29 protein-coding genes are annotated in these 26,770 nt (G+C 63.4%); 5 read left to right on the top strand and 24 right to left on the bottom strand.

The window, feature by feature from the left end; translation table 11 throughout:
- Both AvAM_RS25805 and AvAM_RS14330 read left to right on the top strand, forming a co-directional pair.
- Positions 1–296 (top strand): hypothetical protein (locus AvAM_RS25805; protein WP_212742273.1); only part of this gene is annotated, 296 nt, incomplete at its 5' end.
- 47 nt (positions 297–343) lie between these two features.
- Entirely contained in the window at positions 344–2,254 is a 1,911-nt protein-coding gene (locus tag AvAM_RS14330; RefSeq protein WP_137747703.1) for an ATP-binding cassette domain-containing protein, read from the top strand.
- A gap of 135 nt (positions 2,255–2,389) precedes the next feature.
- Here AvAM_RS14330 and AvAM_RS14325 read toward each other — a convergent pair whose 3' ends face one another.
- The 7 genes from AvAM_RS14325 to AvAM_RS14295 all read right to left on the bottom strand — a co-directional run bounded on the left by AvAM_RS14325 (position 2,390) and on the right by AvAM_RS14295 (position 8,870).
- Positions 2,390–3,484 (bottom strand): chemotaxis response regulator protein-glutamate methylesterase, encoded by a 1,095-nt coding sequence (locus tag AvAM_RS14325; protein WP_137747686.1) that lies wholly within the window; start codon positions 3,482–3,484, stop codon positions 2,390–2,392.
- 15 nt (positions 3,485–3,499) lie between these two features.
- Positions 3,500–4,210, bottom strand: coding sequence for a chemoreceptor glutamine deamidase CheD (gene cheD, locus AvAM_RS14320; RefSeq protein WP_137747685.1), 711 nt, complete (start codon positions 4,208–4,210; stop codon positions 3,500–3,502).
- Positions 4,211–4,273: 63 nt separating this feature from the next.
- On the bottom strand, positions 4,274–5,179 hold the full coding sequence (locus AvAM_RS14315) for a CheR family methyltransferase (RefSeq protein ID WP_137747684.1): 906 nt from the start codon (positions 5,177–5,179) through the stop codon (positions 4,274–4,276).
- Between the two features lie 106 nt (positions 5,180–5,285).
- Positions 5,286–5,774, bottom strand: coding sequence for a chemotaxis protein CheW (locus AvAM_RS14310; RefSeq protein ID WP_137747683.1), 489 nt, complete (start codon positions 5,772–5,774; stop codon positions 5,286–5,288).
- Positions 5,775–5,829: 55 nt separating this feature from the next.
- Entirely contained in the window at positions 5,830–7,971 is a 2,142-nt protein-coding gene (locus AvAM_RS14305; RefSeq protein ID WP_137747682.1) for a chemotaxis protein CheA, read from the bottom strand.
- 40 nt (positions 7,972–8,011) lie between these two features.
- Positions 8,012–8,374, bottom strand: coding sequence for a response regulator (locus tag AvAM_RS14300; RefSeq protein ID WP_015015796.1), 363 nt, complete (start codon positions 8,372–8,374; stop codon positions 8,012–8,014).
- Between the two features lie 49 nt (positions 8,375–8,423).
- Positions 8,424–8,870, bottom strand: a complete 447-nt coding sequence (locus AvAM_RS14295; RefSeq protein ID WP_063461672.1) for a hypothetical protein — start codon at positions 8,868–8,870, stop codon at positions 8,424–8,426.
- Positions 8,871–9,055: 185 nt separating this feature from the next.
- On the opposite strand from AvAM_RS14295, the gene AvAM_RS14290 reads away from it, so the two are divergent.
- Entirely contained in the window at positions 9,056–10,165 is a 1,110-nt protein-coding gene (locus AvAM_RS14290; protein WP_137747681.1) for an ATP-binding protein, read from the top strand.
- Positions 10,162–10,791 (top strand): response regulator transcription factor, encoded by a 630-nt coding sequence (locus AvAM_RS14285; protein WP_137747680.1) that lies wholly within the window; start codon positions 10,162–10,164, stop codon positions 10,789–10,791. The genes AvAM_RS14290 and AvAM_RS14285 overlap by 4 nt, the downstream gene beginning before the upstream one ends.
- Before the next feature lie 35 nt (positions 10,792–10,826).
- Here the strand turns inward: AvAM_RS14285 and fliR are convergent, their stop codons facing one another.
- The 13 genes from fliR to fliF all read right to left on the bottom strand — a co-directional run bounded on the left by fliR (position 10,827) and on the right by fliF (position 22,020).
- Entirely contained in the window at positions 10,827–11,597 is a 771-nt protein-coding gene (gene fliR, locus AvAM_RS14280) for a flagellar biosynthetic protein FliR (RefSeq protein ID WP_137747679.1), read from the bottom strand.
- 77 nt (positions 11,598–11,674) lie between these two features.
- Entirely contained in the window at positions 11,675–11,944 is a 270-nt protein-coding gene (fliQ, locus tag AvAM_RS14275) for a flagellar biosynthesis protein FliQ (protein ID WP_137747678.1), read from the bottom strand.
- A gap of 14 nt (positions 11,945–11,958) precedes the next feature.
- A complete protein-coding gene (fliP, locus tag AvAM_RS14270; protein WP_249368144.1) occupies positions 11,959–12,756 on the bottom strand; it encodes a flagellar type III secretion system pore protein FliP in 798 nt (265 codons plus the stop codon).
- Positions 12,749–13,132 (bottom strand): flagellar biosynthetic protein FliO, encoded by a 384-nt coding sequence (locus AvAM_RS14265; protein WP_137747677.1) that lies wholly within the window; start codon positions 13,130–13,132, stop codon positions 12,749–12,751. The genes fliP and AvAM_RS14265 overlap by 8 nt, the downstream gene beginning before the upstream one ends.
- Before the next feature lie 7 nt (positions 13,133–13,139).
- Complete coding sequence (fliN, locus tag AvAM_RS14260) at positions 13,140–13,583, bottom strand: flagellar motor switch protein FliN (protein ID WP_137747676.1); 444 nt, start codon at positions 13,581–13,583, stop codon at positions 13,140–13,142.
- On the bottom strand, positions 13,573–14,577 hold the full coding sequence (fliM, locus tag AvAM_RS14255) for a flagellar motor switch protein FliM (protein ID WP_137747675.1): 1,005 nt from the start codon (positions 14,575–14,577) through the stop codon (positions 13,573–13,575). The genes fliN and fliM overlap by 11 nt, the downstream gene beginning before the upstream one ends.
- Before the next feature lie 18 nt (positions 14,578–14,595).
- Positions 14,596–15,177, bottom strand: a complete 582-nt coding sequence (gene fliL / locus AvAM_RS14250) for a flagellar basal body-associated protein FliL (RefSeq protein WP_171012229.1) — start codon at positions 15,175–15,177, stop codon at positions 14,596–14,598.
- Positions 15,178–15,385: 208 nt separating this feature from the next.
- Positions 15,386–16,717 carry a flagellar hook-length control protein FliK gene (locus AvAM_RS25910; RefSeq protein ID WP_249368142.1) on the bottom strand — a complete coding sequence of 444 codons (1,332 nt, stop codon included), beginning with the start codon at positions 16,715–16,717 and terminating at the stop codon, positions 15,386–15,388.
- Positions 16,718–16,719: 2 nt separating this feature from the next.
- Positions 16,720–17,184, bottom strand: a complete 465-nt coding sequence (gene fliJ, locus AvAM_RS14240) for a flagellar export protein FliJ (RefSeq protein WP_137747674.1) — start codon at positions 17,182–17,184, stop codon at positions 16,720–16,722.
- A gap of 19 nt (positions 17,185–17,203) precedes the next feature.
- On the bottom strand, positions 17,204–18,598 hold the full coding sequence (fliI, locus tag AvAM_RS14235; protein ID WP_137747673.1) for a flagellar protein export ATPase FliI: 1,395 nt from the start codon (positions 18,596–18,598) through the stop codon (positions 17,204–17,206).
- Complete coding sequence (locus AvAM_RS14230; protein ID WP_137747672.1) at positions 18,588–19,322, bottom strand: flagellar assembly protein FliH; 735 nt, start codon at positions 19,320–19,322, stop codon at positions 18,588–18,590. Before AvAM_RS14230 ends, fliI begins: the two co-directional genes overlap by 11 nt.
- Positions 19,306–20,301 (bottom strand): flagellar motor switch protein FliG, encoded by a 996-nt coding sequence (gene fliG, locus AvAM_RS14225; protein WP_094290251.1) that lies wholly within the window; start codon positions 20,299–20,301, stop codon positions 19,306–19,308. The genes AvAM_RS14230 and fliG overlap by 17 nt, the downstream gene beginning before the upstream one ends.
- A gap of 24 nt (positions 20,302–20,325) precedes the next feature.
- The gene (fliF, locus tag AvAM_RS14220; RefSeq protein WP_137747671.1) at positions 20,326–22,020 is read right to left on the bottom strand and encodes a flagellar basal-body MS-ring/collar protein FliF; all 1,695 of its coding nucleotides are present in this window, start codon (positions 22,018–22,020) and stop codon (positions 20,326–20,328) included.
- Positions 22,021–22,195: 175 nt separating this feature from the next.
- On the opposite strand from fliF, the gene fliE reads away from it, so the two are divergent.
- Positions 22,196–22,507, top strand: a complete 312-nt coding sequence (gene fliE / locus AvAM_RS14215; protein ID WP_137747670.1) for a flagellar hook-basal body complex protein FliE — start codon at positions 22,196–22,198, stop codon at positions 22,505–22,507.
- A 281-nt stretch (positions 22,508–22,788) separates the two neighbouring features.
- Here fliE and AvAM_RS14210 read toward each other — a convergent pair whose 3' ends face one another.
- The 4 genes from AvAM_RS14210 to AvAM_RS14195 all read right to left on the bottom strand — a co-directional run bounded on the left by AvAM_RS14210 (position 22,789) and on the right by AvAM_RS14195 (position 26,747).
- Complete coding sequence (locus AvAM_RS14210) at positions 22,789–23,088, bottom strand: flagellar protein FliT (RefSeq protein ID WP_137747669.1); 300 nt, start codon at positions 23,086–23,088, stop codon at positions 22,789–22,791.
- 3 nt (positions 23,089–23,091) lie between these two features.
- A complete protein-coding gene (gene fliS, locus AvAM_RS14205; protein WP_137747668.1) occupies positions 23,092–23,550 on the bottom strand; it encodes a flagellar export chaperone FliS in 459 nt (152 codons plus the stop codon).
- Between the two features lie 65 nt (positions 23,551–23,615).
- Entirely contained in the window at positions 23,616–25,049 is a 1,434-nt protein-coding gene (fliD, locus tag AvAM_RS14200; protein ID WP_137747667.1) for a flagellar filament capping protein FliD, read from the bottom strand.
- A 201-nt stretch (positions 25,050–25,250) separates the two neighbouring features.
- Positions 25,251–26,747: a flagellin gene (locus AvAM_RS14195; RefSeq protein WP_137747666.1), complete on the bottom strand. Its 1,497-nt coding sequence runs from the start codon at positions 26,745–26,747 to the stop codon at positions 25,251–25,253.
- Positions 26,748–26,770: the final 23 nt, after the last annotated feature.

The following is a 26,770-nucleotide window of genomic DNA, read 5'->3' as shown; positions in this document are numbered from 1 at the left end:
TATACCGAGTTTTTAAGCACCCAGACACAAAGACAAAACTTTTCTTCAACCTCTTCGATCACCAGCAGCACAACCCCAAAGAGCATCACCACCAGCTACCGAGCACCGCACCAGACAATCAGATTGCCAAAACAAGTGCTTCAGAAGCGAAGCCCTCGACTATAGCATGGGTTGAAGAGTCGCAGCAACATCCCGCACAGTTTTTCGTCTGGCGCCATGCAAACCCCTTGGCGGCGCTCCTGGGCAGAATAGGCTCGCTACACACTCATCGTCCTGACCTGCACCCAGGCGGGTGAGAGGCAGCAGCCCCCTGGTTTCGCTTGCCGCCGATAATCCTGCCCCTATGGCACTTATCACCCTATTGGACGCCCAACTCGCATTTGGGCACGTCGCACTGCTGGACCACGCCGGCTTTTCCCTGGAGACCGCCGAGCGCGTTGGCCTTATTGGCCGCAATGGTGCCGGCAAGTCATCGCTTCTCAAGATCTTGGGAGGATTGGCCAAGGCCGATGACGGTGTGCTGCAGGTTCAGCAAGGGGTGCGTATCGCCTTTGTCGCCCAGGAACCCATACTGGACCCGGCGGCCACGATATTCAAGGCTGCGTCAGAGGGCCTGCAGCGGGTGATCGGTATCCGCGACCAGTATCTGTCTGGCGCCGATGGCTTGGATCTGGATGCCTTGCAGTCAGAGATCGAGGCCTACGACGCGTGGAACTGGGAGCAGCGTGTAGAAGAAACGCTGCAACGCCTGCACCTGGACCCGGAAGCCGTAGTCGGCACCTTGTCAGGAGGAACCAAGAAGCGGGTTGCCTTGGCCCAGGCGCTGGTTGCCCGACCCGATGTTCTGCTGCTGGACGAGCCTACCAACCACCTGGACCTGGATTCCATCGAGTGGCTGGAGGACCTCCTTCTGGACTTTCCAGGCAGCGTTGTCACCATCACCCACGACCGCTCGTTCCTGGACCGCGTCGCCACCCGGATCGTCGAGCTGGATCGGGGGCAATTGCGTTCGTACCCAGGCAATTTTGCGCAGTACCAGATACAAAAGGAAGAACAGCTCGCCCAGGAGGCAGTGATTGCCGCCAAGGCCGACAAGTTGCTAGCCCAGGAGGAAATCTGGATACGCAAGGGGGTGGAGGCCCGCCGCACCCGCAGCCAGAGCCGCATCAGCCGCCTGGAGCAGTTGCGCGCCCGACGCGAGGCCCGCCGCGATGTGGTGGGAAGTGTGCGCATGGATGTGGCCACGGGCGGCTCGAACGGCTACCAGGGAAAGATCGTGGCGGAGTTGACGGGAGTGGGCAAAGCCTTTGGCGACAAAACGATTGTCCGCAACTTCACGGGCACGATCCTGCGGGGCGACAAGGTGGGCTTGATTGGCCCCAATGGGGCAGGCAAGACAACCCTGCTCAAGATGATTCTCGGGGAGTTGCCTGCCGATACGGGCACGATACGCCAGGGGGCAAACCTGCAGGTGGCCTATTTTGACCAGATGCGCCATGCCGTGAACCTTGATGCGACGCTGGAGGATTTCATCAGCCCCGGCAGTGAGTGGATTGAAATCGGCAACCAGCGCAAACACGTCAAGAGCTATCTGAGCGACTTCCTGTTTTCACCGGCCCGCGCGCACTCGCCTGTGCGGTCCTTGTCAGGCGGCGAACGCAACCGGCTGTTGCTGGCACGCTTGTTTGCACGCCCTGCCAATGTCTTGGTGCTGGACGAGCCCACCAACGACCTGGACATCGACACCCTGGACCTGCTGGAAGAGTTGCTGGAGAACTACGAAGGCACCGTGTTTCTGGTCAGCCACGACCGGACCTTCCTCGACAACGTCGTGACCAGCACGATTGCCTTTGAAGGCGACGGGCTCTGGCGTGAATACGAAGGGGGGGTGCAAGACTGGCTGGCGCAATCCAAACGCAGCAAGGCGATTCAGGCATCAGCCGCTGCTGCAGCAGCTAACAACAAACCATCCACTGCTGAAAACTCAAGCAAAAACAGCCCCTCCCGCGCGCCAGATAAGCCTGAGCAGCTATCAAAAAAGAAGCTTTCGTATAAGGAACAGCGGGAGTTGGAGCAGCTCCCTGGCCAGATCACCGCACTGGAAACGGAACAGAAGGTGCTGCAGGACGCGCTGGCAGACGGAACCCTGTACGGCAAAGACCCGGCGCGCGCCGCCGAGATGACGGCCCGGGCCGCCACCATCGACGACGAACTCATGGCGGCCCTGGAGCGATGGACGGAGCTGTCCGCCTGAAGATGGTGTGCCTCGCCGCTCGCATGGGTATCAAACAGGCAGCGGCGCTAATGGCAGCGTGCCACATGTGGGCCGCAGCCCCAGGCAGCCCCCACGGCCACCCGCGCTGCATGCACCGAGGGTAGGCGCAGAACCTCAGATGCGGTGGTGCAGCCGGTCTGTCGCGCCGCGCAAGCGTGTGATCAGCGCTGGAGCAATCTGGCCGAGCGGCAACACCTCATCGGCCGCCCCATGGGCGATGGCCTCGCGCGGCATGCCGAAGACGATGCAGGTCGCCTCGTCCTGCACATAGTTGTAGCTCCCGGCGTCCTTCATCTCGCGCATAGCAGCGGCACCATCGTTGCCCATGCCGGTGAGCATGATGCCGAAGGCGTTGCGCCCCACCACGGCAGCCGCGGATTTGAAGAGCACCTCCACCGAGGGCTTGTGGCGGTTGACCGGGGGGCCGTCATCGACCACGGCCACGTAGTTGGCGCCACTGCGTGCCACATGGAACTGCGTGCCACCCGGCGCAATGTAAGCATGGCCCGGCAAGATGCGCTCGCCATTGACAGCCTCTTTCACCGTGATCTGGCACAGCCCGTTCAGCCGGGCCGCAAAACTGGTGGTGAACCCCGGGGGCATGTGCTGGGTGATCACGATGGCGGGTGAGTCGGCCGGCATCTGGACCAGCACTTCCTTGATCGCCTCTGTCCCCCCCGTGGACGCGCCGATGCAGATCAGCTTTTCCGTGGACAGCCGACCCAACAGGGCAGACGCCGGTGCGGGCGCGTGCGCTGCCCCACCACCCGCAGGTGCCGCTTCACGCACCGGCGCGCGGCGAACCTGTGCCACGGCTGCCACGCGAATCTTGTCCACGATCTGGGCCGCCAGGTCATTGAGCCCACTGGCCAGGCCCACACGCGGCTTGGCAACAAAATCGATGGCACCAAGCTCCAGGGCTTTCATCGTGACCTCAGCCCCGCGTTCGGTCAGTGTGGAAATCATCACCACCGGCATGGGGCGCAGCCGCATCAAGCGGCCGAGAAAATCAATGCCATCCATGCGTGGCATCTCGACATCCAGCGTGATGACATCCGGATTCAGCTCACGGATCATCTCGCGCGCCACCAAAGGGTCATTGGCCGTGCCAATGCACTCCATGTCGCGCTGCCGGTTGATGATCTCGGACAGCAGACTGCGGACCAGCGCCGAATCGTCCACCACGATCACCCGGATTTTCCTGCTCATTAACGCAAACCTTCCTCAAAACAGATCAACAGAACCACCGGCAGTGGACTTGGCCACCGTAGCGGCATTGCCGCGTGCGTCCTGGGCCAGGGCCTCGGGATGGGCATGGGCCAAGCGCTTGACCATGGCCTTCCCCGTCACCGGGAAGAAAACCACCTTGCGCGGGTAAATATCGAGCACATCCTCCGAGACGATGGGAATGCGCTCTGTGTGCAGGTAGTTGAGCACAAAATTGGTGTTCCGCTCGCCCACGTTCATCGTGGTGAAGTTGTGCATCACCTGTGCGCCACCAAAAATCTTGGCCTGCATGGTTTCGCGGCGCGCCCCCATCTTCAGCATCTCATTAATGAGCAACTCCATGGCGTAGGAACCGTATCGCCCCGACGCATCTGCCAGGTCACCATCGGGCAGCATGAAGTGGTTCATCCCCCCCACACGCGCACGGCTGTCCCACAGGCAGGCCGCAATACAGGAGCCCAGCACGGTCATGATGACCATGCTTTCATCCGCTACGAAGTATTCCCCCGGCAGCACCTTCACGGCGTTGTGCTGGAAGTGGTGGTCCAGGTAGAAAAACGATGCCTCCCCCGGCTTGCGGCTGTGCGCCTTGAGCTCCTGCAACGAGGACTCGCGCGCAGGCGCAGCACCCGCAGCGTAGATATCCGCGCTCAGGGGCGCTATGCGCGGTGCGCGGCGCCGTTCAGATGAGCCTGGGGTGGTGGTCATGGGGGAAGATGTGCCTGCTTGGATGCTGGTCATGGGTGCTGGTTGCAAGACAACATGGACAGGTCAACGGCGCTCGTACACCGTCTTGCCACGCAGGGTAAACAGATCGCGGGATTCGCTGAAGTTTTCGGCATGGCCGACAAACAACATCCCCCCCGGCTTGAGCACCCGGTGGATACGCTCCAGCACCTTCCGCTGCGTGGGCGCATCGAAGTAGATCATCACGTTGCGGCAGAAGACCACGTCAAAGGGCTCTTTGAAAGGCCAGTCATCGCGGATGAGGTTCACGCTCATGAAGTCAATAACCCGGCGCAATTCGGGCTTGGCGCGCACCATGCCTGCGTTGCCGCCCTTGCCCCGCAAAAAGAACTTTTGCAGGCGCTCCGGGCTCACCCCTTTGAGACCATCCAGCCGGTACACCCCCTGCGCGGCTGTGGCCAGCACTCGCGAGTCGATATCGCTGGCCGTGAGCTTGAATGAGGCATTGGCACCCAGCGCTTCGAAGGCCGTCATGACGATTGAATACGGCTCCTCACCGGTAGACGCCGCGTTGCACCACACCTTCCAATTGGCCGAGGGCTTGGAGCGCAGATGCGATGCAAAGATCTCGAAGTGGTGCTGCTCGCGGAAAAAGGCCGTCAGGTTGGTGGTGAGCGCATTGACGAACTCTTGCCACTCCGGCCCATCGTGGTTCTCAAGCCAGCTGAGGTACTCGTGAAAGCTGGTGTGCCCTGTGTCCCGCAGCCGGCGCGACAGCCGGCTGTAGACCATGGCGTGTTTGCCGTCGTGCAGGCTGATGCCGGCGCGCTGGTAAATCAGCGCCTGGACGCGGGCGAAGTCTGCGTTGGTCCAGACAAACTCGCGGCCCTGGGCCAAGGGCCCCGAGGGGGCCTCCGCTGCAGCGTAGGCCGGATCCACCCGCGAAGGGGCAGACCGGGCTGAAACGGAGGCACTGGTGGTGTGGGCCATATTGATCGTCCGAAGGGAAATCCTGTTCGCTCCAAAAGGTTCGCAAGCACGGCCTGCGACCCGACATGTGCCTGGGCCACCAATGGTTGTTGACCGTCGTTGCGCCCTATTCGTTGGCGGTTACCAATCCCATATCCACGCTCGACATGAGTTTTTCGATGTCAAGCAGGATCAGCATGCGCTCACCCACCGACCCCAGCCCCAGGATGCAGCTGTTGTCGATGGCGCTCTCGATGTCAGGCGCCGAGCGGATGCTCTCGGGCGTCAGCTCCATCACATCGCTGACGGAGTCCACCACGATCCCGACCACCCGGTTGCGCAGGTTGAGGATGATGACCACGGTGAAACTGTTGTAGTCGGCCTGCGCGCAGTTGAACTTCAGGCGCATGTCCACAATGGGAACAATCGTCCCGCGCAGGTTGGTCACGCCCTTGATGAAATCGGGCGCATTGGCGATGCGCGTCGGAGGCTCGTAGCCCCTGATTTCCTGCACCTTCAGGATGTCGATGCCGTACTCTTCCTGATCGAGGCGGAATGTCAGATATTCACGAGCACCTGTCGGCGCTGCGTCTGCCGTCTTACCAATCACACTCATGGTGCATTCTCCTTTCATGACAGCGCCGGGCCCAATAGGCCAGACGCTTGAATCCTCAGTGGCGAGCCCGGCGCACCAGGCCACCCGTGTCCAGAATCAGCGCCACCGTGCCATCTCCCAGGATGGTGGCGCCTGACACATTGGGCACCTTGCGGTAGTTCGACTCCAGGTTCTTGACCACCACCTGGTGCTGCCCCAGCAGCTCATCAACCAGCAGCGCCACACGGCTGCCATCGGCCTCGACCACCACCATGATGTTGCTGGATTTGTTGAGATCGAATCGAGGAACCTGGAAGATCTTCTCCAGCGCGATCACGGGCATGTACTCGTCGCGCACCTTCACCAGCTGCGAGCCTTGTGCCACCGTGCTCACGTCGTCGGCATTGACCTGGAACGACTCGACCACGGAAGACAGTGGGAGGATGTACACCTCTTCGCCAACCCCGACCGACATGCCGTCCATGATCGCCAGTGTCAACGGCAGGCGCACAGACACCTTCATGCCGTAGCCCTCGGCCGAGTCGATCTCCACCGAGCCATTGAGCGCAGCGATGTTGCGCTTGACCACGTCCATGCCCACACCGCGCCCGGACACGTCGGTGACCTCATCCGCCGTGGAGAAGCCTGGGGCAAAGATCAGCTGCCATACCTCGGCATCGCTCATCTGTTCGGACACTTCAATGCCCCGCTCCTGCGCCTTGCTCAGGATCTTTTCGCGGGAAAGGCCCCGGCCATCGTCGCGCACTTCGATCACGATCGAGCCGCCCTGATGGGAAGCCGACAGCGTGATGGTGCCGTGCTCGGACTTGCCCTTGGCCAGGCGGTCTGCGGGCATTTCGATGCCATGGTCGCAGCTGTTGCGCACCAGGTGGGTCAGCGGGTCGGTGATCTTTTCGACCAAGCCCTTGTCCAGCTCGGTCGCTTCACCCAGAGTGACCAGTTCCACCTTCTTGCCCAGCTTGTTGGCCAGATCGCGCAGCATGCGCGGGAAGCGGCTGAACACGATGGACATGGGAATCATGCGGATCGACATCACCGACTCTTGCAGGTCCCGGGTATTGCGATCCAGGTCGGCCAGGCCGGCCAGCAGTTGCTGGTAGAGCCCGGCATCCAGCCCGCGGCTGTTCTGCGCCAGCATGGCCTGTGTGATCACCAGCTCGCCCACCAAGTTGATGAGCTGATCGACCTTCTTGACATCGACCCGAATGGTCGTGGACTCCATTTGCGCCTGCATGGCCGCCTTGGGCTCGGCTTTGGGAGCTGCGGCCTTGGGGGCGGCCTGGGCGGGGGCTTGGGTGACTGCCTGCGAGGCCTCAGAGGGTGCGCCGGGCGCGCCGTTGAAGAAGCCATACGGCGTCTCGCCACCGGATGTATCTACCGCCAACGCGGCGTCCTCGTCTACCGGCTCTGCAGCAGGCTCACCTGCGGCAGCCCCAGCGTCACGGATCAACACCTGCTCCTTGGACACGTGGAAAGCAAACAGATCCAGGAGATCGTCGTTGGTGGAGCTGGTCTCTACCGCAAAAAGGCGCGTGTTGGCCTCGGTGGCGGGCAGATCACGAATGGCACCCAGGCCAGGAATGTCGCGGAACAGCTCCTTGATGGCGTCTGCCTGCGCTGGCCGCTCAAGGGGGCCGATCTGGATTTCGAGTTGACGGGCTTGCCCGGCCACGGCGGGGGTGGCAGCCTTGGGCGCAGGTGCTGGCGCAGCGGCCGCCGGTGGAGGCGGCGGTGGGGGGGGCGCTGCGACAGCGGGAGCATCGCTGGGCACCAGGCCCGCTGCAAGGTCGCTGATGCGGCGCACGAGGGAGGTCGTGGAAACCGCTTCGCCCTGGCCACCGGCCTGGTGCCGGGCAAGAAGGCTGCGCGACGCATCGGCAGACTCCAGCAACACATCCACCATCTGGGGAATCGGCTGCAGTTCATGGCGACGCAGGCGGTCCAGCAGCGACTCCATCTGGTGGGTCAGTTCCGCAACGTCGGAAAACCCGAAGGTGGCAGAGCCGCCCTTGATCGAATGTGCACAGCGAAAAATGCCGTTGAGTTCTTCATCGTTGGCACTGCTCAGATCCAGATCCAGAAGCATCTGCTCCATCTGGTCGAGGTTCTCGCCCGCTTCCTCGAAAAATATCTGATAGAACTGGCTCAGGTCGAAGTCAGCGCCTGCACCCGATCCTTCTTGGTAGCTTTCCGCCATGGTGGGCTCCTGTGTACTTGATGGTCTCAGTCAACCCGGCTCAGCGGATCACCTTCTGGATGACTTCGATCAGACGATTGGGATCGAAAGGCTTCACCAGCCAGCCCGTCGCACCGGCAGTGCGGCCAGCCTGCTTCATCTGGTCGCTCGACTCCGTCGTCAGGATCAGGATGGGAATGGTTTTGAATTTGGGGTGCTCGCGCAGCTTGCGGGTCAGGCCAATGCCATCGAGCCGGGGCATGTTCTGGTCTGCCAGCACCAGATCGATGTTGTGCGTCTCGGCTTTTTCAAGGGCGTCTTGCCCATCCACTGCCTCCACGACGTGATAGCCGGCGCCCGTGAGGGTGAACGACACCATTTTCCGCATGGAAGGTGAATCATCTACGGCAAGGATCGATTGCATGTATGGCTCCAACTGACTTGAATATATAGGCTAACCAATGATGTGAAGGTCAAAACAGGTCCACCGAACCTGCATCCATCTCGCTCTGGGTGACAGGGTTCGGCCTGTCTGGCGCCATCTCTGCAAAAGGCGCCGCGTCTTCGCCATCTTCATGGCCCATGGCTTCCGAGGCCAGGCGAAAAGCGCAACCCTGCAGCACCTTGGTGGTATGCCAGATCAGTTGGGATGCCATGTCCTGGAACTGCAACTCCGTCACCGCGCTGCGCAGCGCAGCCCGCGCCGCCACCAGTTCGGGAGAGTCCGAGACCACCGCGTCGGTCAGCATCGCATTGGCCTCGCCGAAACGCTCGAGCAGATTGTCCGTGGCGTGGTTCAGCAGCCCCTCCAGGCGGTGAAGGTCGTGCATCACCACCAGCAAGGAGTCCTGCAGTTCCGCCGCCACCATGACGGGAACCTGGACTGCAGGCCCTCCAGGCGTTGTTAGCGTAGATTGCATCGTTTCTCCATCGCAGCACGTAGCAGCAAAGCACGCAAAAACACGGGACTACGATACATGCGTCAAAGACTTCCAAGCTTTGTGCACACCGTAGCATCCGCGCCCATTGGACGCCGACGCCGAAACCACCCCAACGGGACAAACACCCTTGTTTGTTCCAATTTGTATCCTATGATAGCGCTCCTATGGTCACTGCAACATCAGACCAGACCCTTGAAATCCTGCATCTCGAAGATTCACTGGCTGATCACGAACTTGCGGGACGAACGCTGCGGCGGTCCGGGCTCCAGTGCCAGTTGCGCCAGGTAGACACCCTCTCCGAATTCCAGCGGCTCACCGACTCCGGATCGTTCGACATCATCCTGGCAGATTACCGCCTGCCAGGGTTCACGGCACTGGATGCGTGGGCACATGTGGCGCAAAAGCCTCAACACCCGCCCTTCATCCTGTTGTCGGGCGCCATCGGCGAGGCGGCGGCCGTAGACGCCATGCGGCTGGGCGTGGCCGACTACCTGCTCAAGGACGATATTCAGCGCCTGCCCCACGTGATCGCACGTGCACTGGAAGTGCATGAGGCCCGGCGCATGCGCGAGCAGGCGGTTGCCGAGTTGGCCATGTCCCAGCGCCGACTGGCGGAGCTGGCGGAGCACCTGCAAACCTCCATCGAACAGGAGCGTGCGTCCATCGCGCGCGAAATCCACGATGACATCGGCGGCGCACTGACTGCAGTGCGCTTTGACGTGGCCTGGATCGGCCGCCACAGCACGGACGCCGCCATGCAAGAACATGCCAGCTCGGCGGCCGACATGCTGCAGCATGCCATCGGTGCCAGCCAGCGCATCATGATGAACCTGCGCCCCCCCATTCTGGAGCAGGGGCTGGTGGCGGCCGTGCAGTGGCTGGCCGCCGGTTTCGAACGCCGCACCGGTGTCCCCACCCGCCTGCAGAGCAGCAGCGACACCATCAACACCCCGGCAGACATCCAGCTGGTGGCCTACCGCACCGCGCAGGAAGCCCTGACCAACATCTCCAAACACGCCCAGCCCGGCAAGGTGGACATCGATCTCTCCGACAAGGAAGGGGTTCTGACCCTGGAGGTGGCAGACAACGGGCGGGGCATTGCCCCTGAGATGCTCGACAAGCCCAAGGCCTTCGGGCTCAAGGGCCTGCAGGAGAGGGCGCGCACCGTGGGCGGCTGGCTGGACATCAGCAGCCGGCCAGGGCAAGGGACGTCGGTCATCCTGTCCATCCCGCTACCATCGCACCCACCAACAGTCCCGGGAGATGCGATGTGATTCATGTGGTCCTGTGCGACGACCATGCCGTTCTGCGGCGCGGGATACGCGACACGCTGGCCGAGGCGACCGATATCCAGGTCACGGGCGAAGCGGGCGGCTACTCCGAGCTGCGCGAGGTTCTGCGCACCGCCGCCTGTGATGTCCTGCTGCTGGACCTGAACATGCCGGGCCGCAGCGGCCTGGAAGTGCTCACCAGCCTGCGGGAGACCCATTCCGCCATCAAGGTGCTGGTGGTGTCCATGTACCCCGAAGACCAGTACGCGCTGCGCTGCCTCAAGGCGGGCGCGCAGGGCTATGCCAACAAGGCGGGGGACCCGGTCGAGCTGATCGCGGCCGTGCGCACGGTGATGCAGGGTCGCAAATACCTCACCGCAGAAGTGGCCCAGATGCTGGCGGACAGCCTGGCCCAGCCCACCCCCGAGGCTCTGCATACCACGCTGTCCGAGCGGGAGCTGCAGACGCTGATCAAGATCGCCTCCGGGCGGCGGCTGTCGGACATTGCCGAAGAACTGATGCTGAGCCCCAAGACCGTGAGCGTGTACCGCTCGCGCGTGCTGGAAAAGCTCAAGCTGTCCAACAACGCCGAACTCACCGTCTACGCCATCCGCAACCAGCTGGTCTGAGCAAACGGGGCGCCTCCCACGCCTTGGTGCAACCCCTATCGCTGCGCGGCAAACAGGTCTACCGCCTGCTGCATCAGCGCCAGCACGGGCTGCTCCAGCATGGGCAGCGTGGCGGCAATGCCCAGCATGCCCACGGTGAGCGTGACGGGAAAGCCCACCGCATAGATGTTCATCTGCGGCGCCACCCGGGAGATGACGCCCATCGTCAGATTGACGAACAGCAGCAGCGCAATCATGGGCAAGGCAATCCAGAGTGCACTCGAAAAGAGCGACGCCCCCAGCTCGTGCAGCCGCATTTGCGCCAGCGCCTGCAGGAAGTTGCCGTTGACCGGGAAACGGTCAAAGCTTTTGACTACCGCCATCAGGATCAGCAGGTGGCCGTTGATCACAACAAACAGCAGCGTGGCCATGTGCCCAAAAAAGCGCGCCACCGCACTGATTTGCGCGTTGGAGGAAGGATCGAAGAAAGAGGCGAAATTCAGCCCCATCTGCAATCCAATGATTTCCCCCGCGAGTTCCACGGCAGCGAACACGAGCCGCACAGAGAACCCAATGGCCAGGCCCACTGCCACCTGCTGCGCAACGGCACCCAGGGCCTCGCGGCCGTTGACGCTGATGACCGGCTGCTCCCCGAGCACCCCCTGGGCACACAGCGCCACCAGAAACGCCAGCCCGATCTTCACGCGCATGGGGATCACCCGCATCGAGAACACCGGCGCCACCGAGAACAGGGCCAGGACACGCAGAAACGGCCACAGAATGGGCGATAGCCAGGCCATGATCTGCGCTTCGCTGAAGGTGATCATGGCGCTAGAAAATTATAAAAATGATAGCTACAAGCGCTTGATGGACAGGCGCAGAAGGCATATTTTGATAAAAAAATCTAGCCAATCATCGACGGAATGGACTCGATGGTTCGCCGGATGAAGTCCACCAGCGTGCTAAGCATCCAGGGCCCGGCGATGGCAAACACCACCATCGCAGCGATCAGCTTGGGGACAAACGCCAAGGTGGCCTCATGGATCTGGGTGACGGCCTGGAAAATGCTCACCAGCAGACCCACCGCCATGACCACCCCCAGCACCGGCATGGAGATCATCAAGAGCAAGGTCAGGGCATCACGCCCGATGGTCAGTACCACTTGCGGAGTCATCGTGTGCTCCTCCTTCAGGTTACAAAGCTGGCGGCCAGGGAGCCAATCAGCAGGTTCCAGCCATCCGCCAGCACAAACAGCATGAGCTTGAACGGCAAGGCCACCAGCACCGGCGACAGCATCATCATGCCCAGGGACATCAGGATGCTCGACACCACCATGTCGATCACCAGGAAGGGGATGAAGATCATGAAGCCGATCTGGAACGCCGACTTCAGCTCGCTGGTGACGAACGCCGGCACCAGCACCCGCATCGGGGCGGTCTCTGCCGTCACGCTCGGGTCCAGGCGGGCCAGCCGCGAGAACAGCGCAAAGTCAGACTGCCGCGTCTGCTTGAGCATGAAGCCGCGCATGGGCGCCTCGGCCTTGTCCAGCGCCTGCTCGAAGGTGATGGTGTTGTTGGTGTAGGGCACGTAGGCCTCCTGGTACACACGGTCCAGGGTGGGGCCCATCACAAAAAAGGTCAGGAACAGCGACAACCCGATGATGACCTGGTTGGGTGGTGCAGACTGCGTGCCCAGCGCCTGCCGCAGCAGGGACAACACAATCACGATGCGGGTGAAGCCCGTCATCATGAGCAGCACGGCAGGCAAGAAGGACAGCGCGGTAAAAAACAGCAGCGTCTGGATCGGCACCGAATAGCTGGTGCCCGTGGGGCCGCTGCCCACCACCAGGGGCAGACTTCCGGCCGCCTGCGCAAACGCCGGGCTTTGCCCCCCCAGCCCCGCTATCCCCGCCAGGGCGGCCAGCAGCCAGAACCCCCAAGCCCTCCCCTTGCAGCCCGGTGCGCGCGTTGGCAATCGGTCAACCATGGCTCGCCTTTTCAGGGGCCGGGACCGTGGCTGCGGCAGCCGCTGCCATCTGTTGCGCAAACGAAGGCGCCTCCACCACCCCGGCGCCTACACCGGCCATGGCCGACACAGGCACGGGCGATACGGGCAACACATGCAGACAACTCACCTGCTGCGCCGTCACCCCCAGCACCAGCCAGGTGCGCGCGTGCTCGGGCCCGACCTCGACAGTCACCACCCGTTGCTGCGGCCCCACCGCCACGGCTGACACCACACGCGATGCAGCCCCTGCAGCCACGCCGCCAGCAGCATGGCGCTGCTGCACGCGGCGCACCAGCCAGGGCAGCGCGGCCATGGCGCCCACAAAGAGCACCACCACAAGCAGGGTCTGGGTCATGCTCCCACTATCCACGGCTGACCCGGCGCAGGCGTTCGGACGGGGTCACCACGTCGGTAAGGCGGATACCGAACTTGTCGTTCACCACCACCACCTCGCCCTGGGCGATGAGGTAGCCGTTGACCAGCACGTCCATGGGTTCGCCTGCCAGCGCATCCAGCTCCACCACCGAGCCTTGCGCCAGCTGGAGGATGTACTTGATCGGCACCTTGGTGCGCCCCAGCTCCACCGACAGCTGGACCGGGATGTCCAACACCATGTTGATGTCGTTGACGGTTCCGTCCGAACCTGCGGAGCCGGAAAACGGCCGCACGGGCTCGCCGGACAACGGGCCACCCTGCTCTGCGTCCGCAGGCTTGTCGTCGGTGCGTTTTTGCTCTTCCAGCGCCTCGGCCCAGCCCGCAAACGGGTCTTCTGCGCCTGCGTCCTTGTTGTCTTCTTCAGTTGCCATTTTTCTCTCCCAGCCAGCTCATGTCCGAATTACGCAAGCATTCTTCAATGCGGATGGCGTACTTGGAGTTGTGGGTTCCATACTGGCATTCAAAAATAGGAACCCCTCCGATCGATGCCCGAATGCGGGGCTCTCGGTCCAGCTCGATGAAGTCACCTGGCTTCATGGCCAGCAACTGCTCCACCGTGGCGTCGGCCTTGGCCAGCTCCGCCACCAGCGTGACTTCTGCAGACTGGATTTCGCGCTTGAGCACGTTCACCCACCGGCGGTCCACCTCGATGGAATCGCCCTGCGTGGACGAATACAGCACATCGCGGATCGGCTCCAGCGTGGCATACGGCATGCAGACATGGATGGCACCGGAGAGGTCGCCGATTTCCAGCTGGAAGGCCGTGGACACCACAATTTCGCTGGGCGTGGCGATGTTGGCGAATTGGGGCTGCATTTCCGAGCGCTGGTACTCCAGCTCCAGCGGGTAGATGCCCTGCCAGGCTTTCTTGTACTCCGTGCAGATCACATCCACCAGCCGGTTGATGACGCGCTGCTCGGTGGGCGAAAAATCGCGCCCCTCGATCCGGGTCTGGAACTTGCCAACCCCGCCATACAGCGTATCGATGATGCCGAACACCAGCGAGGGCTCGCACACGATGAGCCCGCTCCCGCGCAGGGGGCGGATCGCCACGATGTTGAAGTTGGTCGGCACTGCCAGCTCGCGCAGAAAGGCGCTGTAGCGCTGTACGGACACTGTGCCCACCGAAATTTCCGGGCTGCGCCGGATGAAATTGAACAGCCCGATGCGGAAGTTGCGCGCAAACCGCTCGTTGACGATTTCCATCGTCGGCATGCGGCCACGGACGATGCGTTCCTGGCTGGAAATGTCGTAGTTGCGTACGGACCCCGCTTCGGCCACTTCCTCGACCGACTTCTGGCTTTCGCCAGTGACCCCTTCGAGAAGGGCATCAACCTCTTCCTGCGAAAGAAATGAATCACTCATGGCTGGTCCTTGCCCGTGTCACTGAATGATGAAGTTGGAGAAGAGCACCCGCAGCACGGGATTGCGCTCGGTGCGCTTGCGCGCCGGGCGGTCTTCAGCCTCTCCATCCTGGTCGGCCTCAGCTGCACGCGCACGTTCACGCTCGGTGGGCACCGAATACCCCAGGGGCCGGGAGACTTCACGGCGAATGTCGGCGGCCAGCTTCTCCTTGCCCTCGCGCATCAGCAGCTCGGACGACGTGCGCTGGGACACCAGCATCAGGATGCCACTGCGAATGGTCGGCAGGTACAGCTTGACCTGATCGGCGGTTTTGGCGTCTTCCAGCTCCAGGGTGATGCCTATCTGGGCAAACCGATCCCCGCCAGGATCGGCCAGGTTGACCACCATGTTTTCCATGGGCAGGAAAGTAGGGGCCACCTTGGGCGCCTCCTTGCGGGCAGCGGGTGCACCACCACCCTCCTCTTCATCCCCGTGCGAGCGGGTCATGAACCAAGCCGCAGCACCCCCACCAATCACCAGCACCGCCACAACGACGCCGATGATGATGATGAGCATCTTCTTGCTTTTCGCGGGGGCCGCTGCGGGGGGATTGGCTGACACGATGGTGTTCCTTGCGGTAGGGAGCAGGCCACACTTGCGCTATCAAAGTGCAAGCAAAGCCGGATGGCCCATTATTGGACGGGGGTGTAACCAATAATAGCCAGAATAAAAGCCCAAAACCATGGCATTCACCGCGCTCGCCCCCTTGCACTCGGGGGTGCGCTGGTGGTGGCAGCCTGCGCTGCCCTCCCCACCTGGCGTGAAAAGATCACACAAAAATATCCACGCTGCGGTCGGGCCCACTGCCGTCACGCGCCAGCGATGCGGTGCCGACCGGCGCACTCGACAGCACCTGGGCCTGGCGGGCGCCGTCGCGGCCACGGGACTGCCCCGCGTCACCGCCCTGCGGGCCTGCGCCATCCCGTGTCGATGTCCCCACCGACATACCCGACAGCACCAGCCCTTCACTGCGCAACAGATCCCGCAGCTGGGCCATGCTCTGATCAAGCATCTCGCGTGTCTGCGCCTGGTCGCTGCGGAAGGTGACATGCGCTTCATTGCCGGACAGGGACACGGAAACCTCCACAGGCTGGCCGTCCCGGTTGAGCGTCAGCTCAGCGTTCTGCGTCTTCTGGTTGACCCAGTAGGCCACCTGATCGGCCACCTGCTCCTCGGCTCCGGCTGCAGCAGGGTCCACAAACACGGCAGTGTTGTCGGTGTTCCCATGCTCCAGGGGAGACATACCCGCTGCGCCATCGGACCAGCCGCCGCCTCCGGCATTCCCCTCGCCAGGGCGCCCGCCAGGCGCAGCCTCCGCCCCTCTGGCGGCCACCACACCCGCCAGCAAACTGTCGGCCCCAGCGAAGACCATGTCACGCCCCTCTGGAGATGCGGGCGTACCAACGCCGCGCTCCGCTACGGCGCTCGCGACCAGCGCTCCCACGGTCGCACGTTCGCCAGTGGCCTGGGCGAGCGCCGCCGCAGCGCCCTGAGACGCGGAATGGCGCTGCGCAGCGTCCGCGCCCAAGGCTGCACCCGTGGCAACTTCCGCCCCTCCAGCCCCCCCCACCCGCTGGGCCTGGGTGCCCAGCATGCGCGAGAAGCTGCGGCCAAATCCAGCCACCGTGCTTTGGGTTGGTGTCTCCTTGAGGTCCTTGAAATCCGCCGAAGTGTCGAGTTTTGCCGTCTCGGCCACCAGCCCTTGGGGCAGCCCTCCGTTGACCAGCGGGTCGTTCATCGCCATGTCGCCCGCAGCCCCCGTGCCTGCCAGCACCCCGTTCACCAAGGACTCCGGGCGCAGCGTCCCGTCGGCCTGCCGCACCAATCCCGTGTTGGAAAGGTCATTCTGGGTTGGCGAAAACAGCCCTTGCCAGGCCGCCATGGCCGCAGCATCCATATCCCGTTGCGCGGGACCTGCAGCGAGGTCCGTCGGAGCCATTTCTGCAGACACGTCGTCGAGCGCAGCCAGCAACGCAAGAAACCCCCCTGCCGAGGCTGCATCCGCAGCGTCCGTTCCTTGCTGTTGCGCAGGCGTTTTCGCCCGCGTGGCGTGGGCTGCGTGTGTGCCGCCCTGCCCTGAGGAAATTTTTGTCTGTTCCATGGTCAATGCTCCTGGCCCTGGGCCCCTTGGCCTGCGCTGCGGTACTGCAGCGCGGCCCGTTCATCGGTCTGTTTCTGGTCTCTGCGCATTTGCTGCAGCTCCAGATCGTGGCGCCGCTTGTCCACCACCTTGCGCAGGCTGGTGAGGCGCAACTCCGCCTCAAGCAACGCGCGCTGGGCACTCTCCACCCGCCCCGCCTGGTCGCTGACCACCCCCGTCTGAATGCTGGCCGCATGGCCCAGGCGGTTCATGAACTGGTAGTGGTGGTACATCACTTCGGGTTGCATGGCGGTGTCGGCCTTCACCCCCCAGTGGGACTCGGTTTCGCGGGCGTAGTCTTCCAGCTGGTCGAGTTGCGCACGCGCCGCCTGCTGCGCAGCCAGTGCGTCCTGCAGCACCTTGCGTGCGGCATCCCGTTTGCGGGAAGCCACATCCACGGCAACGGCGAGGGAGTTCAGGCTGGACATGGCGGGTTACCCGTGGCGGTCAGCGGTCCAGCACCGAGGCCATGGCCGTCACGCTCTGGTCCATGGAGGCCGCCTCGAACATGTCCTGCTGCAAAAAGCCCGCCATCTGCGGCTGGAGGCGGATGGCCTCGTCCAGCGCAGGGTCCGAGCCACTCATGTAGGCACCCACCTGCACCAGGTCCCGGCTCTTCTGGTAGCGCGAGTACACGGCGCGGAAGTTGCGTGCCAGGTCAAAGTGCCCGCGCGACACCACGTTGTGCATCACCCGGGAGGCCGATTGCTCGATATCGATGGCCGGGAAGTGCCCCGTCTCGGCCAGTGCCCGCGACAGCACGATGTGCCCATCCAGGATGGCGCGCGCCGCATCGGCAATGGGGTCCTGCTGGTCGTCACCTTCCGACAGCACGGTGTAGAAAGCGGTGATGGACCCCACGCCGTGCAGGCCATTGCCGCTGCGCTCCACCAGAGCGGGCAGCTTGGCAAAACACGACGGGGGGTAGCCCTTGGTGGCGGGCGGCTCGCCAATGGCCAGAGCGATTTCGCGCTGGGCCATGGCATAGCGGGTGAGCGAATCCATGAGCAGCAGCACATGCTGCCCCTTGTCGCGGAAATGTTCGGCCACGGCCGTGGCATAAGCCGCGCCCTGCATGCGCAGCAGCGGCGGTGCGTCCGCAGGTGCAGCCACCACCACCGAGCGCGCGCGGCCCTCGGCGCCCAGGATGTCTTCCACGAACTCCTTGACCTCGCGGCCCCGTTCGCCAATGAGACCGACCACGATGACGTCGGCCCGGGTGTAGCGGGCCATCATGCCCAGCAGCACGCTCTTGCCCACCCCGGAGCCTGCAAACAGGCCCAGACGCTGGCCACGCCCCACGGTCAAGAGGGCGTTGATGGCTCGCACGCCCGTGTCCAGCGGCTCGCGCACCGGGTCACGGTCCATGGCATTGATCTGTCGGCGCCCCATGGGCTCGGCCGCCACGTCCTGCACCGGGCCGCCATGGTCCAGGGGCAGGCCCTGGGCATCCACCACGCGCCCCAGCAACCCGTCGCCCATGGGCAGGCGCAGCACGCCCGCACGCTGCACAGGCCGGGGCGGCTCGCCCAGGCGGGGGATAGGAATGTAGGGCGCGGCCGGAAACACACTGGCACCACTCGACAGGCCGTGGATGTCGCCCGCTGGCATCAAAAACGCACGGTCGGCGGAAAAACCCACCACCTCGGCCAGCACCGGCTCCCGGCCCGGCATCTGCACCATGCACTGGGATCCCACCGGCACCTTGATGCCCACGGCCTCCAGCACCAGGCCCGTCAAGCGGGTGAGCGTGCCACGCGTTTCCAGCGGCGCCCCTTCGGCTACGCGCTCACGCGCGTCGTCCATGAAACGCGTCCAGGCAGAGGGAGCCTCAGCGCTCATCGCCTTCTCCCTCGTCCCAGGGCGACTGCAGGCCCAGGGCAGCAATGGCACGCTGCCAGCGTTTGTCCAGGCTGCCATCCACCACCGTGCCTGCAGACTCCACCAGGCAACCGCCAGCGCGCACGGCCCCATCCGCAATCCACTGCACCCCCGGCCCATCCAGCTCTTCACGCAACGGTTGTGCCACTGACTCCATATCGAGCGGATTAAGACGCACCGTGGCGGGCCGCCCCTCGGTCAGCAGCATGCCCACAGCTTCGCGCACCACGGGTTGCAAGGCGTTGGGGTTGACGGACAGCTCCTGGCGCACCACCTGGCGCGCAATGTCGCATGCCAATTCCAGCAGCTGCTGGGCCATCTGCTGCTGCATGTCGATCAGGCTGGCGTCCAATGTCTGCAACACCCCCTGCAGGCGCTGCGCGGCCTCTTGCCCCTGCTGGGCGATGTAGTCGTCCATGCGGCGCTGCCACTCCAGCGCGGTCTGCGCCTGACCCCGGGCAAAACCCTCGGCATAGGCGTCGTCGCTGGCTTGCTGCAGCAGCTCCTGCTGCGCCTGCAGCGCGGCTTCATCAACCTCGACCGGGATTTCCGCCACCGGCTCCGGCACGGGCTCCACGAGGTCCGAGCCGTCCACCGCGCTGAACTTCCACGCCTTGAAGTCGCCCACTTCCTCGCTGGGGATGAAGCGCGAATACGACCGCTGGTTGTTAGACGAAGGCATCATCACCGCCGCCTCCGATCACGATCTGGCCTTCATCGGACAGGCGCCGGATCGTCTTGAGAATTTCCTTCTGCTGCGCTTCCACTTCGGACAGCCGCATCGGGCCACGGGATTCCAGGTCTTCGCGCAGCGCTTCGGCGGCACGCGACGACATGTTGGACAGAAACTTCTCGCGCAGCTCGGGCACGGCGCCCTTGAGCGCCACGATGAGGGTCTCGGACGCCACTTCCTTGAGCACAGACTGGATGGCGGCGTTGTCGAGCTTTAGCACATCCTCGAACACGAACATCTTGTCCATGATCTTCTGGGCCAGGTCCGGGTCGTAGCCCCGGATGGATTCGAGCACCACGGCGTCCATGTTGCCGCCCAGCAGGTTGATGATTTCGGCGGCGGCCTTGACGCCCCCGAGCGAGCTTTTGCGGATCTTGTCGCCGCCCGCCAGCACCTTGAAGAGCACCTCGTTGAGGTCCTTGAGGGCCGTGGGCTGGATACCTTCGAGCGTGGCAACGCGCAACAGGATTTCGCTGCGCTGGCGGTCTGTCAGATGCATCAGGATGCCCGAGGCCTGGTCGCTGTCCAGGTGCACCAGGATGGCGGCCACGATCTGCGGATGCTCGTTGCGCAGCAGCTCGGCCACCGACAGCGGGTCCATCCACTTGAGGCTCTCGATGCCCGAGACATCGCCCCCTTGCAGGATGCGGTCGATCAGCAGCCCGGCCTTGTCATCGCCCAGGGCGCGCTTGAGCACAGCCCGCACATAGTTGCCCGTGTCGGACACCAGCAGGCTTTGTGCGGCTGCAGCGTTCGAGAACTTGTTGATGACCTCGTCCACCTTCTCGCGCGAGACCGAGCGCATGCGCGCAATGGTTTCGCCCAGCTTCTGCACTTCCTTGGGCGAGAAATGCTTGAATACTTCGGCCGCCTCCTCTTCGCCGAGGGACATCAGCATGATGGCGGCATCGTGAAGGCCTTGGTCGTCCATGGTGGGAGTCCGTGCAATCGGTGGCTAGGCGGCGGCGTCGCCGTTGAGCCAGGTCTTGAGAATGTTCGCCACAGCGACCGGATTCTCCTTGGCAAGCACGCGCGCGTCTTCCAGGCGCAGTTGCTCGGGGGTCGCGGGCACCGCTTCGTCCTTCCTGGACGGTGCGGGCAGCGCGGGGCGCTCGGGCGTGTCGGCCTCCAGGGCATCGAGCTGGCCACCGGGCACCGGTGCGGCGCTGGCCTTGGCTGGTGCAGGCGCCTTGAGTGCGGGCCGCACCAGGCCCAGCAGCACCAGCGCAGCAAACAGCACCGCACCCACCGGCCACGCAAAGGTCTTGGCCAGATCGACGACCTCAGGCTGCTTCCACAGCGGAACGTCAGTGGAAGGCACCGCAGCCACCTGGAACGGCGTGTTCATGAGGTTGACCGAGTCCCCCCGATCCTTGTTGAAGCCAATGGTCTCGCGCACCAGGGCCGTCATCTGCTCGATCTGTTCGGGCGTGAGCGCCTTGGTGATCGGCTTGCCCTTGTCCTCGCCAGACTGGTAGTTCACCACCACGGCCGCGCTCAGGCGCTTGACGGCGCCTGTGCTGCCGCGCGTGACGCGGACGGTCTTGTCCACTTCGTAGTTGGTGGTGGACTCGCGCTTGTTCGTCTGCTCTTCCGTGCCCTGCTGGCCGCCGGCATTGGGGGCGGGGTTCGCGCCATTGATGGGGGCGGTCGAAGGTGCGGGTGGCTGGTTGGCCACCGCGCCGGGCACACCCGTGGCGGTCTTGCTGGAGCTGCCCCGGCTCTCCAGCACCTGCTGGCTGCGCACCGCGCTGGAGTCGGGCGTCTGGTTGGGGCGGAACTGCTCGGAGGTGGACTCTGTCTGCGTGAAATCCACTTCGGCCGTGACCTGGGCCTTGACGTTGTCCCGGCCCACCACGGGCTCAAGGATGTCCATGATGCGGCGGGTGTACTGCTGCTCGATCTGCTGCACATACAGCAGCTGCTGCGCATTCACTTCGGCCCCGGCGGCGGTATCGGGCGTCTGCGACAGCAGCTTGCCCGTGTCGTCCAGCACGCTGACGGCCGAGGGAGACAACTCTGGCACGCTGGAAGCCACCAAATGCACGATGCCAGCCAGCTGGGCACGGTCCAGGATGCGGCCGGGGTGCAGGCTCACCAGCACCGATGCCGAGGGCTTTTGCTGCTCGCGGAAGAACCCGTTCTGGTTGGGCAGCGCCAAGTGCACGCGCGCACCTTGTACCGACGACAGCGCCTGGATGGAGCGGGTCAGCTCGCCCTCCAGGCCACGCTGGAAGTTCAGGCGCTCCTGAAACTGCGTCATCCCGAACTTGCTGGATTCCATCAGTTCGAAACCAGCCACCGAGCCCTTGGGCAGTCCCTGGGTGGCCAGGCGCAGGCGCACGTCGTGCACCCGGTCTGCCGGAATCAGGATGGCACCGCCCCCTTCGGAGTGTTTGTAGGGCACATTCATCTGCGACAGCTGGGCCACGATGGCGCCGCCATCCTTGTCGTTCAGGTTGGCGAACAGCACCCGGTAGTCGGGCTGGCGCCCCATGACAATGGCAGCCACGGCAGCAGCGACCAGCAGCGCCACGCCCACGCCCAGCCGCATGCGCTGCGCCCGGTCGAGGGCGGACAGCCGCTGCAGCCAGTTGGGACTGGCGGGCGGCGGGAGCGGATTGAGAGGGACTTCAGCAACAGCAGACATCTTGCTTTTCCAGTAAAGCAGGTCCGGCAACAGACCTAGCGTGGTGTCGATTATTCGGTCACGCCTCCACCATGTTCGCTGGATAAGCCGCCCGTTTGACCATCATTTCAGGGGGATGGACGCCAGGGCGGTGGCTAGGATACGCAGCATACCGCCATTCCCTACGGATACCGCCATGGACCTTCGCATCTCCAGCTCTACCGCCCCCCTGACGGGCGCAGGCGTGGCGCGCCGTGCCGCGGCACCCCAGGAAACCGGCAACGAAGTGGGATTTTCCGGCGCCCTCAAAGGCGCCCTGCAGTCGGTGAGCGCGGCACAGAACCGCTCATCCGAACTGCAACGGGAGGTTCAGCTGGAGAACCCCTCGGTGAGCCTGGAAGAAACCATGGTGGCCATCCAGAAGGCCCAGATCGGCTTTCAGGCCACGCTGCATGTGCGCAACCGCATGGTGCAGGCCTATACCGACATCATGAACATGCAGGTATAGCAGCGGCACCCCACGCAGCAGCACCCCACTGAGCGGCTGCGCCGCCGCCCCTCGCTCTCACAGCCCTGCGCGCTGGGGACAAGGGGACGATGCCCTCGCTGCGGGGCGGCCCTTGCTCGGCATCCCTGACATGGGCGCGCGCTCGCATCCAGTGATAGCGCCCACACTGAATTCCTAATTTGATAGCAAAAAACGCTTGATGGGAGCGCGGAGAAGCCCATTTTCCCCAATAAAAAAGCCGACCTTTCCAGGCCGGCTTTTTTTGGGGCTCAGCGCACGCCTCAGTGCATCATCTGCGGCTGGCCGTCGAACAGGTGTTCGAACTGCGCCAGCCAGGGCTCAGCCAGGCAGCGGATCTGGGCATCGTTGCGCAGGATGCGCTGCATGATGCGGGTCTTCTCGCGGCGGTGCTCGGGCAGCAACTCGTGCTCCTGCGACTTGAAGCGCAGCTGCTCGATCAGCACGGCACAGGCGCCCTCGTAGCGCACCACACCGTCCCAGTCCTTCAGCCGGGCAGCCTCCAGCATCTTGGCGCTGCTGTCTTCAATCGCCTTGTAATAGTCAATCAACATGTGGGACATGGTTTACGCCTCCACAAGCATGGGCTGGCCAGTGGCGGAGGGCGGGTTGGCTGAAGCAGCTGCAGCACCGGTTTTCTTGATGTCGTTCCAGCCTTGGGCCACGGGCTCGATCAGGCGCATGACTTCCTGCATGATCGCATCGTCATTGCGGGCATTGGCCAGGATCAGGCGTCGCATGCAGTAGTCGTACAGCGCGCCCAGATTTTCGGCCAACTCGCCACCGTCCACCCTGTCGAGCGAGGTGCTCAGGCCCTCCTCAAGAATGCGGACCGCCTTGGCAATGGCGTTGACCTTCCCCAGCACGTCGCCCCGTGCCATGGAACCACGCGCCGTGGCGATGGAATTCAGAACCCCCTCATACAACAGGCTGACCAGCTGGTGCTGGTCGATCGTGTGCATGCTGGTCTCTACATTGATGCGCTGATAAGCGTTGGCTGCACGGGGGCTGTAGGCGCTGAACATGCTGACAATCCTTCCGAGGTATTACTTGAGTTATCGGCTAGCGCCAGAAAAACTGAAGCCTCTGTTTAGCCCGTCGATTTGTTCCAGGCCGCCACCTGCTGCGAGATGTAGGCATTCAACCCATTCAGGCTGCTCAACTGCTTGTCCAGCGAGTTATAGCGCTGCGTGATGCGTTTTTCAAATGCGTCAACCTTTTCGTTCACGCGGGTTTGGTCCTGGGCATTGCGCTTGAGGCTCAACTGCAGGGTGGCATCCTTCGACTTGAAGAAGCCGTCATTGGCCAGCAGGTTGGTGGTCAGCGCCTTCAGCTGCACCGCGATCCCGTCGGCCGCGCCACCGCCCGTGTTGCGGAACAGGTTCTTCACGTCGTCCGGTTTCTCGGCCAACGCCTTGTTGAGCTTGGTGGTGTCCACAGCCAGATTCCCGCCCAACTGCTGCGTGATGCCGACATCGGCCAGGCGCTGGAACCCGCCGCCGCCAGAGGTGACCGACTGGATCGCGCTGCGCAGCGAGTTCTGCAGCGCCACTGTGGTCGAGTCACCCTGCAGCAAGCCTGCCGAGTTGGTCTTCGCGTCGTATTTGGTCGCCTCCTGCAGCAGTTCGTTGATGGCGTTGTAGGCCTTCACGAAACCGTCGATGTTGGACTGGATGGCCGTGTTGTCCTTTCCCACGGTGATTTCGATCGGGGCCGTGGTGATTTGCTCCGCCTTGAAGGTCACGCCCGAGATCGTAGAGGCAAAGGTGTTGGTGGCCGAAGACACGGCAATCCCGTTGACCGTGGCCTTGGCATCGGCAGCCGCCTGTGTGACGGTGGAGCCATTGACCAGACGCGACAGGCCCGTGGCATCGGTGTTGCCTGCGCTCTGAGGGTCGGTGTCGCCGCCTTCCATCACGCTCAACCGGAAGCCGAACTCCTCACCGGTGCTCTTGCTGCGCAGCAACAAACGCTCGCCGGATGCATCCGACAGGATCGAGGCCGTCACCCCGGCGTTGGAGCCATTGATCTTGCTGGCCACGTCAGAAAGCTTGTCGCTCGCGCTGATCGCGATATCCACCGGCTGGCCGCTGCCCGGCGTGAACGACGAAGGCGCTACGCTCCACTTGCCCAGCTCCAGCCGCAGCGTACCCGCACCCAGCGCCCCTCCCACGGGCAAAAGGGCTGCCGACGCAGTGGCCTGCGCCTTGGCCAGGCTTTGCACCTCAACACTGAAGGTGGTGGGCAGGGTTCCCCCCACGGCAGAGGCAGAAACGTATTTGGAGTCCGACGAGGTGGTGGAGACACCGTTCCAGCCCGTCACGCTGGTGAGCTTGCTCGCCGCATCCTGCAGCGTAGACACCAGCGACTTGATCTGGCCGAAAGCGGAAATCTTGGTGTTGACTGTCGCTGCCTGCAGCTTCAGCGTATCCAGGGGCTTTTTTTCCAGCGCGACCAACTGGGAAATGATGTTCTTGACATCCAATCCGTTCGTACCAACGCCTGGGGATGAAATCGTGGCCATACCAACCTCCTGAACTGGTTCAACGGAAATTATGGCGCCGAACGGCGATCAAGAACGTCCGTAAACACGCCAGGAAACCCGTCTTATCCAGCGGTCCTGGCACCCGCTGTCCCAAAAAGCCAAAGGGCGGCGACAGAAATCTGCCGCCGCCTGGGCCACTTCAGGGCGCTGCAACGCCCTGACTGCCATGCCCGCTGCCTATTAACGCAGCAGGGCCAACACACCTTGCGGCAGCTGGTTGGCCTGGGCCACCATCGCCGTACCGGCCTGTTGCAGGATCTGGGCGCGCGACAGGTTGGCCGTTTCGGCGGCGAAGTCGGCGTCAAGAATACGGCTGCGCGAGGCAGACAGGTTTTCGGATGTCACCTGCAGGTTGCTGATCGACGTTTCAAAGCGCGATTGCAAAGCACCGAGCTTGGCGCGTTCACCGTTGATGAAGGCCAGGGCAGAGTCCACCGTCTTGAGCGCGTTGGTAGCGTTGCTGAAGGTGGTCACATCCAGATTGGCCACAGCTTGCAGTGCAGAGCCACCGTCATCCAGCTGGGTTGCTGTAGTGGAGTCCACAGCAAACGACTTCTCCGAGTCCAGGACGATGTAGCCGCCTGTATTCACCATTTCTGCAGCAGTATTGGCCGTCAGCGTCCGGGCTGTGCCATTGCTGGCGCCCGCAGCATCGTAGCCGGTGACGGTCACATCGGCAGCACTGGCAGTGGCGGTATCACCCACCACAATGTCATTGCCGGTAGCGTTGGTCAGAATCACTTGCGTGCCGTCCGAGCTCAGCGAAGCATTGATACCCGTCTTGGCAGACTGGTCATTGATGGCAGACACCGCAGCCGACAGGCGGTCGGTACCCGTAGCGGAGGTCAACGTGAACGACACGGTCACGGCTGCAGCAGACCCGACATTGTCGCCCTGCAAGGTCAGCGAATAGGAACCGGCCGAGGCCATGCCACCCAAGCGCACTTCGGTGCGGGCAGTAGCCGTCACACCGGTGGTGGCCTTGATACCATTGATCTGGTCGGCCGTTGCCTTGGCCGTGGCATTCGAGCCCGCTGCAATGCTGTTGGTGCCCAGGTAGCCGCTGATGGCAATGGTGCCGGCCGCTACGCCATTGGACGTTGCGCCCGCTGCCACCGTGGCTTGCGCGCCAATGCCCGAGCCGTTGGATGCCACGTTCTGGTTGTTGCCGTACACGCCAGTGCGCAGGTTGGCCGTGGCCGCCACGATGGTCTGGTTGGCGTTGGCGCCCACCTGGAACTGCTGCGTACCAAAGGTGCCGTCCAGCAGCTTCTGGCCGTTGAATTCCGTGGTTTGGGAGATACGGTCCAGTTCGGAAACCAGCTGACCTACTTCCTGTTGCAGGGCTTGGCGGTCGCCTGCACTGTTGGAGGCGTTGGCCGATTGAACGGCCAGCTCACGCACACGCTGCAGGATGTCGCCGGACGCCTTGAGCGCGCCTTCAGCGGTTTGAGCCAGGGAGATACCGTCGTTGGCGTTACGAACCGCTTGGTTCAGACCCCGGATCTGGCTGGAAAAGCGCTCGGAGATGGCCAAGCCCGCAGCGTCGTCCTTGGCGCTGTTGATGCGCAGGCCCGACGACAGGCGTTGGATGGACGTGTTCAGCGAAGTCTGGCTCATGCCCAGGTTGCGCTGGGCGGTCAGCGAAGCCACGTTGGTATTGATGGTGGAAGCCATTGCAAATCTCCTGAAAGAACTGA

It is taken from the genome of Acidovorax sp. NB1 (genome assembly GCF_005405905.1).
In the GTDB taxonomy this organism is placed as follows: domain Bacteria; phylum Pseudomonadota; class Gammaproteobacteria; order Burkholderiales; family Burkholderiaceae_C; genus Acidovorax.
This window is presented reverse-complemented; position numbering and strand designations above follow the sequence as displayed.